This is a genomic window from Pedobacter frigidisoli (genome assembly GCF_004331675.1).
GTDB classification, from domain to species: Bacteria; Bacteroidota; Bacteroidia; order Sphingobacteriales; family Sphingobacteriaceae; genus Pedobacter; species Pedobacter frigidisoli.
The window spans coordinates 1-11,576 of record NZ_SJSN01000038.1; the positions used below are offsets into that span (position 1 = coordinate 1).

General features: G+C 44.4%; 7 protein-coding genes. 1 reads left to right on the forward strand and 6 read right to left on the reverse strand.

The window, feature by feature from the left end; genetic code table 11:
• The 5 genes from EZ449_RS22900 to EZ449_RS22130 all read right to left on the reverse strand — a co-directional run.
• Positions 1 to 400 (reverse strand): hypothetical protein (locus EZ449_RS22900; protein WP_205943054.1); only part of this gene is annotated, 400 nt, incomplete at its 3' end.
• A gap of 41 nt (positions 401 to 441) precedes the next feature.
• The gene (locus EZ449_RS22115) at positions 442 to 858 is read right to left on the reverse strand and encodes a type IV pilin protein (protein WP_131563027.1); all 417 of its coding nucleotides are present in this window, start codon (positions 856 to 858) and stop codon (positions 442 to 444) included.
• Between the two features lie 475 nt (positions 859 to 1,333).
• On the reverse strand, positions 1,334 to 1,870 hold the full coding sequence (locus EZ449_RS22120) for a hypothetical protein (protein WP_131563028.1): 537 nt from the start codon (positions 1,868 to 1,870) through the stop codon (positions 1,334 to 1,336).
• The gene (locus EZ449_RS22125; protein WP_131563030.1) at positions 1,830 to 5,126 is read right to left on the reverse strand and encodes a DUF6443 domain-containing protein; all 3,297 of its coding nucleotides are present in this window, start codon (positions 5,124 to 5,126) and stop codon (positions 1,830 to 1,832) included. Before EZ449_RS22125 ends, EZ449_RS22120 begins: the two co-directional genes overlap by 41 nt.
• Positions 5,127 to 5,288: 162 nt before the next feature.
• Positions 5,289 to 9,584, reverse strand: coding sequence for an RHS repeat domain-containing protein (locus EZ449_RS22130; protein WP_131563032.1), 4,296 nt, complete (start codon positions 9,582 to 9,584; stop codon positions 5,289 to 5,291).
• 525 nt (positions 9,585 to 10,109) lie between these two features.
• On the opposite strand from EZ449_RS22130, the gene EZ449_RS23575 reads away from it, so the two are divergent.
• Positions 10,110 to 10,520 carry a Crp/Fnr family transcriptional regulator gene (locus EZ449_RS23575; RefSeq protein ID WP_131563034.1) on the forward strand — a complete coding sequence of 137 codons (411 nt, stop codon included), beginning with the start codon at positions 10,110 to 10,112 and terminating at the stop codon, positions 10,518 to 10,520.
• A gap of 467 nt (positions 10,521 to 10,987) precedes the next feature.
• On the opposite strand, the gene EZ449_RS22140 is transcribed toward EZ449_RS23575, so the two are convergent.
• Positions 10,988 to 11,576 (reverse strand): GspE/PulE family protein (locus EZ449_RS22140; RefSeq protein WP_165499835.1); only part of this gene is annotated, 589 nt, incomplete at its 5' end.

The following is an 11,576-nucleotide window of genomic DNA, read 5'->3' on the forward strand; positions in this document are numbered from 1 at the left end:
CCATAAGCATTAGGGCCTGATAGCCTGCTAATGGTACCTTATCCAGCCTTTCTTTTGCGGATAATTTAAGCAATAGGGTAATGCCTATTGCGAACAACAGGCTTAGGATATAAAAAACAATAAAGTAAGTTACCGAAAAAGCAAAAGCGGCGCATAACAAAAAGAGCAGATCACCCAGACCAAAAAACCCCTGAAAGATATTCGTAGGCTTTCTATTTTTTAACGAGATGTAAAGTGACAGGACAAATACCTGAAAAAGGATGAATAAACCATTTAGCCCGCCAAGATTAAAAACCAATATCCAGCCAAACTGAAAGGCGCCATAACAGGTTACCTCGACCCACAACAACGGAAAAAGCCACCAATAGATGCCTCTATATTTAAAGTCCTGATAGACCATGAATAATAAAACCAATATAATCCCCCCCAACAACAAAACCATTAGTCTGCAGTTATTTCCTTTAGATTTTTCTCCTGATCGATCTGCCAAACGTTATACGTCCCGTCCCCATCAAAATCGGCAACAGCGGTCGCCTTAGCGGTGAAAGTATTATTGCTTGCGGCAGTAACCTCTATCTTATAGTTGGCCTTGCCATCCCTGCCATCACTGGTCAGCTTTTCCTGAATAAATCCAATTTCGGATAGATCATTTGAATACTTGGAATGTTCATAGAAATAGCTCTGCTCCAATTTGGCCAAATGCTCCAATTGTAATTTCGCCTCAGTCGTCTTGGCCTTTGTAATCAAGGGCATCAAATTGGGCAGCGCCAGCAGGATGAGAATTCCTATGATGACCAATACAATCAGGATCTCGGTTAGCGTATAGGCATTAAGCTTGTGGTTCAGTCTTACTTTCATGTTCACATTATCCTTTAAGAATTCACAATGAACATTAGTAAATAGTATACTAAATAGACCATAGAATGAATAAAAAACAAGGTGATTAAAAAATCAAAAAAGCCCCAATCTTTTTGACGAACGGTGCTTATGAAGTGATATTCTAGTGTTTTCGAGTGACGAACGTGTTTGCCTATTATTTTAAATTCGTCATATAGCTATAAGTTCTTGCAGAAAAACTGAATGAATCGAATTGGTAATGTTTTGGCTGCCAGAGATGGAATTAGGCAGGTTGCGGTAACTGTAGGATAGGTTAATATTCTTCTGGCTTTCCCTGATCAGGTTGCCGTTCGTATTACAAAAAACCAAAGCCCAATATCTCTAGTAGGCTTTGGTTATGATATTCTTTTCTATAACTGTTACGATAACAGTTCTGTGTGTTATTTAGATTTAAGTGAGCGCTGAAATATCGGAAACTTAAACCAGATATAGATGTCTATAAAGAACTTAATGGTTCTGGTAAGCTCACATCTTCTATATTAGGAATAACTGAGTTTTCAATTCGATCAGTCCTACTTCGTAACATTCTAGCAAGCTCTAGAGATTTAGGCTCCTTAAAAGGATAGAAGTCAGTCATATTAAGGTTGTTTTCTACACCGTAAATCCAATCTCTAGACAAGGAGACGTAATTCTCCAATACTTCATGCGTACTCTTAGGGCCATATATGTCTAAATACATAGATGGTACGTCTCCTACAACAACCCAGACATAGTTATCTTCTTTCCGTTGATTATTAATAATCTCGAATAGAAATATACACAGAATCTTCCCAAGATTTGAATATAACTCAGAATCTATAATCGCTCCACACCAATCAAAGCTTTGTAAATATGATTCAGCTTTAGTCTTTTGAGTTACTACTTCTTCATAGAATTCTAACTTTTTATTTATTAAGCTTGTATTAATCGGATATTTCATATTAATTAATTGTTTACTTTTTCTTCTTTTTGCCCCATCGAGAATAATCACCATTGGCCTTATGATGTGCTCTGTGGCCTGCAGCGGGTAAGGGTACTATATTAGGATAACCATCAAACCCTCCATCAGCAAGAGGAACTGGATGATGAGCATGTTGATTTGCACTAGAATCAGTTGGTTCTTTTGGCCAAGCTTCTCCTTCACCTTCTTCCCATTCTGTCCTAAGCTTTTTGGGACTTTTTTTTCTCGGTGTTGAAGCGTTATCAATTGAATAGTTGTCTGGAGTATTAAATTGTTCAGGGATATTAATATATTCACCACGTAGAGGATGCTTTTCAAAATATTCAAATGCAGCCCATGAAACCAATATCGCAGCCGCTGGAGCCAATAGTTCACCCAATTCAGGATTTGAACTTAATATTGCTCCACCTGAAGCCAGACCTACTTTTGCATTTTCCTCTCCCCTCGCTTTTGCAGATTTACCATTACTATTATAGAATATTTGAACTAGTGACGTTTCTCCATTGGTCATCATGCGAAAAGCTTCATTATCGCTCCCATCTCCGTCTCGATATCTTGTTATACCGCCATTTTGCGAGGCTCTCTGTAATGCTGTAAAGTAATCTTTCGCTTCTTGATCATTATCTGAGCTCCATCCTTTTGCCGTTTGAGTCCACAAGCCGTTAGGATCAATATTGGTGATGGGATTGTTTAAAGCGTAATTGTATGGAGTAACGTTATCAAAGATTCCTGCCAGCGGATCCACAGCATTCCATCTACCAATCACCGGATCATAGAACCTTGCACCGTAGTCATACTGCTCCCCTAGCTCGTCCTGTATCTCCTTGCCATTATAGAGGTACTTGTTGCTCCCTCCCGATACCGAGTTCCTTTTCCCAAATGCATAATAATCGTCCTGCTGTAGCCTCCGCACAGCCCCACCGTAAATATCAAAAGAATAACGCACATTTCCAAGGTGGTCCGAGAGATTATATTGATACGTATAGACGCCATTGTTGTTCTGGGCAACGCCCTCATCCGTGTGGATGGTCTCAATGTTGCTGCCACTGTACTCTATCCCTGAGATATACCTCCTGATGTTACCGTTCGAGTTCTTGGCAAGCTTTGCGCCGGTCGCATCATAGGTGTAGGCCACAGACACACCAAGCTTTGTGGCCGTGCTCGGCAGGTTCAGCATATTGTAGCTAAGCGTCATCCCGTTCCGCCCATCCGTCGTCGCATTGCCGTTGGCATCATAGCCATAGTCCTGAGTGATCACGTTCGCTACTGACCTGAGCATGTTGCCCCCATTGTGATAGGTATACACGTTCGCCCCCGTGCCGTCCCTGTTCAGGCTGGAGATATTGCCCATCAGGTCATAGGTCAGCTCCTCGCTCATATTGATCCCAGAGCTGACCCCCTTGGTCAGCCTGTTCAGCCCATCATACTCATATCGGTAGGCATTAGGCAATGTACCATTGCCCGCCCCCCATAGCGAGCTGGAGATGTTCCCGTTGTACTGCCTCGGTGCACTGGGTACGGCGCTGTTGTCATCATAGTTCAGCAATAGGCTGAACTGGTCCGACCTGCTCGAGCTCAGCCAGCCACGCTCGTTATAGGTAAAGCCAGTCGTCTGCATCCCCCCCGCCAGCTGCTTGTTCAGCAACTGGCCCAGCTCATTGTAGCTCAGCTCGCTGAGCAAAACATTGTCACCAACAGTGCTGCCACTGGTAATCTGGCTACGGGTCTGTTTCTTCCTGCCCACGTGGTCATAGCTATAGCTGTTGGCAATGGTGGTATTCAGTACCGCGGTATGGTGGATACGGTTCGAGGTCAGTACCTCTCCGGTAAAGCCATAGGTCATCGTAAGCTCATCGTAGTTGTCCACGCTCGGCGTGCCCGCCAGATAATGCTGCTGATACGATCTCACCATCTTCCCCAACTGGTCATAATAGCTCACCGTCCATAGCCAGTCGCCTGTCCCCAATACCCTTACCTTGCCAGCTGTCGCCAGTCCCTTCGTCCTGTTGCTGAATGAGAGCGATTGGTCATAGGGCATCCCCGGGGCAGTGTAGTCATCATAGTAGTTGATCGCCAGCATACTGATATTGCCATTCTCCTCCCCGGCCATTGGATGGGTATTTATCGTATAGCCTTCTGGCCTTGAGTTCGTCCTTGTTTCCCATAATAGACCTGTCATGGTGTTGATATAGTCATTCTGGAGTGTGAGCCTCGACATCGTGTTATTGCGTTCCAGTCCAGTCATCACTATCCTTCCGAGGGCATCGTACTTTGTCCAGAGCCACTGATGGTTGTCGTGCTGCACCGCGTCCTGGCTCATCACTAACTGATCAAGCTTATTGTAGATCAGGTACTCCCATCCCTTGCCCGGGATCATCTTCTCTACCACCCTGTTCCTGCCATCGTACCTGTAGGCGTATACATAGTTGTTGAAGTTTGCATCATTGTCCGCAAAGCTGCTGATGTCCACACCATTCTCGTTAAGGGCTGGTGGCAACACGTAGCGCAGGTTCCCAAGGTCATCATAGAGGTAATACGTACTCAGGCTCCTTGCATCCGTCTCCCATGTACGCTTCAGCACCACCCTGCCCTCCAGGTCCTTATACTCATCCACCCTGCCCATGTTCCCATCGGCAGTCTTCCAGTTCTCGTCACGGCTGGTGGTGCGGTAGAGCATGCCCGCACCGTAGTTTCCAGTACGGGAGGCACCGCTACCATTCACCACCCAAAGCCTTACCTCCCCCGCATTCGTGCCATACTCCAATCGCTGGGTATGGCCAGCGGATAGCTGCCAGGCGGCACCGGGAGCTCCCTGCTGCTCTACCCTGTTCAGCGGGCTCGGCTCGAACTGGGTTTCCGCTAGTGGAAAGGTATTTACCGACACCCCGGTTGGTGGCGAAGCGTAGAAGACTCCCTGCGAGGCGGCAGCACCCGACCTAAAGCTACCGTTGGCAACTCCGGGCACGTCCACATAGGGCAGGTACTTCCTTGCCTCCCGTCCAAGGGCATCATATTCCACAGGCTGGATGATGTCCTTTCCGGCAGGGCTCGCCTGCCACTGCACGCTCTGAAGCGGACGGCCCAGGCCATCCAGGTACTGGATCGTCCGGTTTGCACCCGCAACGCCAAGCGTAGAGAGCGATGCCCCCGTCTTCTTGTCCGGAACCCTGACCGTGGTCTCCACAATGTAGTTCTGGTTGCTGCTCGGTGACTGGCCATAGGCAGCCCCACCCATCGCCAAAGACAATATTGCCAATAGCCTATATATAGATATTCTGTTGTTCAACATGTTCTACTTCCTTTTTAATTTAAAACACTTTCATTAATTGCTATGTCTATTTCCACCGCTTGAAAAGGACACACCAGCTCTAATTTTATTGATGCAATACGCATCACCTTTAGACATTTATCATACACCTCAGTAGCAGGAATAATCATCGCATATTTAATTCTAATGTGGAGGATCCGTAAGATCACACCAGTTGCCAAACAGAAGCTGTCCATTCTGAATATAATAGAGCCTATAACCAGGATGCAGTGGATCGACTTCATATATAGTGTAATATCCTGTAGGAGCTAATTGTGACATTGCGCTATCGGTATAAAAAAGTGGCTCAACCTGCCCTACGCCAAGTAATAGCGGCTGAAAGCTTCGAACAGAATACAAGGTCTGGGACAGTAGTGGAACTCCTCCACAAATATCACTACGCGTGGCAGAATAACCAACCAAAATTGGATCAACGTCAGGTATCGGCTGAGTTGGAATCATTGGCTCGGCCTCATCACACCAAATACTATACAGGAGCTGTCCGTTTTGGATGAAATAATATTTATAGCCGATATGGGTCGTGCTTGTTTCATTTATTGTGTAGTAACCGGTTTCAGCTAACTCCGTTAACGCTTGATCTTGATAAAACAAGGGTATCGGGAAACCTGAAGCAGGAATGAATGGCTCAAAACTTCGGGTAGAATATAGTGACTTAGAAGTCAACGGTGATAAAAAGCATTGTCCGTTTCTCGACAAAGTATATCCTGTTTGCAGGGGCTGTACTCCAATTACCGGCCCTGGATCTACGGGAATCTCGGGCTCCGACTCATCGCACCAACCATTCCATATTATGGATCCATCCACCAGGTGATAAATAAAGTAGCCCGTATGCATGGGATCAGTCTGCATTAATGAATAATAACCGTTTGGGGCCAACTGCGTGAGTTGAGGATCCGAGTAATATAGCGGAGGCGATTGGCCAGGCATCAAGGCCACCTGCCCAAGACCTGCTGTGGAATAAAGGGGTTGATATGGAAAAGCTACAGGTTGCCCAGGAACCATTGTTGGACAAAGTTCTAATCGAGTTAACGAATAACTTGTCTGGTGTGTATAAACCAAAGGAAGTGGAGGATCAGTGGGAGGATTAGTGGGCAAACTTGGTCCCAGCTCCCCACAATCTACCTGTTGTCCAGCATAGTTATAACAGAAAGTTTTCACTATGTCACCATTATCATCTTTAATCATACGCAACCGCTGGAAGCCATCGTACTCGTAACGCAAAGTTAAGTTCTTGGGATCGGTCTGACTGAGTAGGTTACCAAGGGGGTCATAAACAAAACTCGTAACAAAGGCACCTATTAATGTATTTCTCAACGGCTGTAAAAAATTGCCTATCGTCAACGCATCTGGATTATGAATCTCCGAGAATGTATCAACCGCATTCTGTCCACCCAGAGCCGCGATAACGGAGGGATAATCTGCATTTTCAACCTTCGCGATTATTCTGGTGCCAAAGTTGGACCAAACGTAACACATGGGCGCCCCATGTTCCTTTCGGAGGCTTAGAGGAGTGCCCTCGGCACTATATTGAAGATACCTTAACCGAACCTCCTCAGGCCCTGCACTTGTTTGTGTACTGACTGTTTCCAGATCAAAGAATGAGTTATACCATTTTGCGTACTTATTATGTTTGAGAAAAGTTTGGGCTCCATTAACATAATTACTTTCCTTTATTACGGGGTTAATAATATGCTGAGCAACCATATCGCCATAAAGGCTAGCATCTAAACCCCCATCAACCATGTTCTGGGGATAAATGAACATCTTCTTGATTTCTGATTCATCGCTGTTAGTGGTAACGACTTCCTTTATGTTGAAATTAAAATTATCATAGGTAAAGTTATTTATGATTTCTTTCGGTGCTTGCCCACGTGTGTATTCAGTCGTTTTCGACTGCGATAAGAAATTCCGACCCGCCGATGGAACAAAACCCGATACCTTAAATCTTGTAGGTGTGTTAGTAACAATGATCTTTGGATGAAAATAATCCCCATCCCAGGCAAACATCACGGGTGCTATACTAATGGACCTAAAATTCTCAAACCTATTCGGAGACTCATTAAACCAAAATGGAAATGAAGAATAAATGTTTTCTGTTTTTTTCTGCAGGAAATTAGTAGCGTCGTAAACCTCTTCAGACCTCATGGTACCGTATAGCCAAAAGGAGTAATTCGGGGGAACTGTTGGAAAGGTAGATGTCATATAGGGCTGGCTATCTGCAAATGACAGAAAGTTCGTCACTATCTTTCCCGTTTCTACTCCATATTGTATTGATTTCTCCACGACACGCTTGTAAGTGACAGGACTCCCGGAGATCATCGGAATTTCATTGACAGAATTTGAACTTCGTATCACATATTCAGCACTCGGTTCATAATTACTTTGGCCATTAGCGATATAACCATAATTCACCAGATAGGAGTAAATCGGACGATAGCCCAGAGCACCTGAACTCGTTGTACCGTTCTCTAAAACATATTGATACGATTTGACACTGGCGGGCGTCGTTCCATCGCCTGTATAATCACTGATTAACGACACCCTTAAACCGCCGACATTGATCTTCTTCGTACCATTTCCGCTAATAGCCTCATAGATATAGGTATCAGGGGGTGTCGCTTCTCTACGCCTGATCTCTCCATAGTCATAATAATTAGAAATATTACCAAAAAGATATACCTTGAACGAATAAGTCTTTCCCTTTTCCAGATTTACAATTCCAAAGGTTACCATTTGTCTGTTTGAGTTAGAGGATGGGAACGATATGGCTTGGGTAGACATTAAGCCTCCCGTTGGACTATACATCTCAAATTTCACTCCGCATCCCACACCACTCGCACATGGTTGTAGATATGGGTTGACCATACAATCAAAATAGGTCGAGGTGTTATTCTCCCCCTCAAAGGTAAATGATGTAGTTCCTGATGGATAGGTCGATGAGGTGATTGCAAAATTCATCCCAATCTCATTATATAGCTTTGGAATGGCTATTACATTATTACTGCCCATCCAAGTATCCACAGCGGTATTACTTTCCATCTCGAAAGTCGTATAACCTCCTGTTGGGTACTTGATCTTCGTCATGCTCCCGACTTTCATCGCATCGGGATCTGTTTCCCTATCACCGCCAATAAATTCTCTATAGGGACCTCCATTAGCCCCTCCATCTACTCGCACATATTCTCTCGGGATCGTAATTGGTGAGGGGTTGCTGTTGATGTAGCCCCAATGATCCTTTCTTGAGCTGAACCTTGGGGGTAGGATCCCGGGGAAATAGGTAAACTCATATGGTTTTGAAAGCTGTTGCTCAGTATTTCCAAAAGGGGTAACGGCCAGCAAGGTCGCCCGACCCCCCAAAGAATAATCCTGAGTAAGCAGAAACCCAAATGAGGATGTTGAATTGGATATTTTTATCTTTTCCAATAGTGCATCGGTCGATGCGTAGGTTACGTCCTGTCTTGTGCTCGTTTTATAGCTAAAGGTAACCAGATCCTGATCAGGAAATTTAATTCTCACCAGCCTTTTCCCCATAGTTGTCTGACCGCTTATCCCGCCCAAGTTTGCGGCTTGGGCAATGCCATCTAGACGGACAGGCAATGCTTGGGTCTGAGTTCTCGTTATTTGTATATCTATCAAGTTGCAGCTTTCATACTCAAATAAGATATTAGCGCTATGGGATGGATTGAAAATTTTGCTTAGGTACCAAGCAGAGGTGTGAGAAGGCGCAATTGCCCCTGGCGCTGCCTGAGTAATCTCATAATCGGAGAACTCAAATTGGTATCCGGATTCATCGGTTATGACGAACTTACTGATTTTGTTATAGCCACTTATGGTTGTTATGAATTTTTCAATTTTCAATTTCGCTTGGTCAAGGATAAGAATATCATTATTCTTGCCAAGCAGAAACCGGCCGCTAACGCCATTAAAACTGTAACTGAAAAGATCATTTTGGGTATCAACCTTACCACTGTACATTCTATTTAGCAGCCGCTCATTGACTGGATAATCATTCGGACCATTTGCATATTCGTCCTGCGGTAAGGTATTGTAAAGATAACCCGTCACGTCGTACTCATCGTAAATACCCCTTACTGCCCTTGTGATCACTCCACCAGCATTGAGTGCCCAGTTCAATCCAACACTTGAGGCAAGTTCATCCACCTTAACCCCACCATTGTGATAGTCTAAGGAAACACTTACACTTTTCCCAAAACTTTTCCCCTCCCAATTAAAGATTGGCACCCCAATTTGAGGAATTCCTGTAGAAAGTCCTACGGGAATACTACCGAACTTGCCGATAGCCGAAGCGCCAGGTGAAGGTGGGATAATATCTGAAAAAGTTGGATTTAGGGAACTTGATTGGGCAAAGGCCGAAATGGCTACAATCATCAGCAACCAAACAATAATTGATTTAAGCATATCTCTAATAATTAACGTACTTGTCCAATCTATTCATAAACATAAGTTGTGAAAATCTTTTTTGACGAACGCAAGTAAAGTGGTGATGAACGTGGGAAAATTTGGTATATTATATTCTCAATTTAATCAAAAGGACACCCCGTTATAACGTTGCATCTCGCATTTTATCAGGACAAGTCCTCTCAATAGCATACCCCTATTCACACGTATCCTGGGGTTCAATTCTTTTGTTCCAACATTTAATTAAAAACCATTTGGGAAATAAAAATTATATACCCAACTAGGTGTTTCCCATTAATAGAAAATCTCAGCCTTCTAATGTTATTCAATTTCCAAAGAAACTCTCGAACTAGGCCTAGAGAGTATCACCAAGCAGATATCTAGAAATAGTACTGGAATACAAAACAATAAATAACACAATAAAAGAATCTATCTTCCGTTAAAAAATATATCCTTCCGACAGGACTGACAATATTAGCCAGGTAAATGCACTGAAAAGTTGATTTGTGACACAATCAACATCGTATGCTGAAACAACCTATTCCAGAAGCCGATCTATTGGAGACCTTGGGCCTCATTGTACCTCTCCCAGCCCCCTTTCAACAAAGGGTAAACGAGGAAGTAATCACCGAAAAATTTGGCAGAAAACACCTATTGCTCAGGCCAGGCGAGATCGCCAGAAGACTATACTTTATCCGCAGTGGTTTCCTCAGAGCATTTTTCATCGACGAGAATGGGAAAGAGTGCACCACATGGTTCATGGGAAACGGCGATCTGATGATCTCCGAGCTCATTGGCATAGGCCATCTTGTCCAATGCTACCTCAAATGGTGCAGAGGCAATAAAACCAGACACCTTTTTCGAGGCCAGATTAATTGGAACCACCACATTTTTTTGGGACAACTGGCTAATCTTTCGGGCAACCATACCCAGTGAATCGTTATTGAGCTCAAAACCGAGATAATCATTTGTTGCATTGTAACTTACCCGAATATCCCTTGGTACAATCACCGCTTTTGCTGAGGGAACCTTGGTAATCGACATTATGGAGCCGATGAGATTAATATCCAGGTCATACTCCTTGGCAACGAACAGGAGCACGTTAAGGGCCGTTTCATTTCGGAAGTTGGTATAGACCTTAAAACTGAGATTGGGATCGATATTGATGTTGAGGTTATTGGATTGTGCAAGCGCCCTTAAAAACTCCTGAGCGGATGCTCCAGACATAGAAAGCTGTACCTTTTGGTTCAGGCCTGGCACAGTGACAGCAAGGTTGCGCAACCGCTCGTCGATCACCCTTAGCCGATCATTGGCTACATCATTTTGGGCAGCTGCCCTTTGTCCAACTGAAAAAATCAGGCAGACGAGCAGGGCAAGTAAAAATCGTATATTCTTATTCTTCATTAGATCGTGACCAGTAGTGGATAGATTTCCTCTAAGGAGGTTAACCCTTGCGCAAAAAGCGCAAAGGCATTCCCAGAGAGGGTATTGATATTTTTTTCCTTTAGGATATTGTTAATGGCCATATTCCCTGAACGGATCTCTTGGGCCAAATCGGCATCGATTGGAATGACCTCATAAACGGCCTTTCGCCCCTTATATCCGGTATAGAAACACTGCGCACACCCCTTAGCCATAAAGTGTCTCAACAATTTAATAGAGGCTTTGAACTGCCTGGGATATTGCTCTTCGCCAAACTCCTCTTCCGCTTTGCAAAAAGGACAAAGTAAGCGGATCAGTCTTTGTGCCACGGTGGTGTTTAGCATATTGGCCAATAGAAAACCGGGGATACCCATATCCATGAGCCGCGACACCGTTCCCCAAGCTGAATTGGTGTGGATCGTGGACAATACGAGGTGTCCCGTGAGTGCGGCCCTGATGGCCATGTTTGCCGTCTCGGGATCCCTGATCTCACCGACCATGATCACATCAGGATCCTGACGCAAGAAGGTCCGCAAGGTTGCTGCAAATCCAAGGCCGATGCTCTCTTTC

What these genes read in the sequence shown, in the direction of transcription:
- EZ449_RS22130 (WP_131563032.1), bottom strand. Translation starts at nt 9,584, where the DNA reads ATGCTTAAATCAATTATTGTTTGGTTGCTGATGATTGTAGCCATTTCG.
- EZ449_RS22125 (WP_131563030.1), bottom strand. Translation starts at nt 5,126, where the DNA reads ATGTTGAACAACAGAATATCTATATATAGGCTATTGGCAATATTGTCT.
- EZ449_RS23575 (WP_131563034.1), top strand. Translation starts at nt 10,110, where the DNA reads ATGCTGAAACAACCTATTCCAGAAGCCGATCTATTGGAGACCTTGGGC.
- EZ449_RS22120 (WP_131563028.1), bottom strand. Translation starts at nt 1,870, where the DNA reads ATGGTGATTATTCTCGATGGGGCAAAAAGAAGAAAAAGTAAACAATTA.
- EZ449_RS22115 (WP_131563027.1), bottom strand. Translation starts at nt 858, where the DNA reads ATGAAAGTAAGACTGAACCACAAGCTTAATGCCTATACGCTAACCGAG.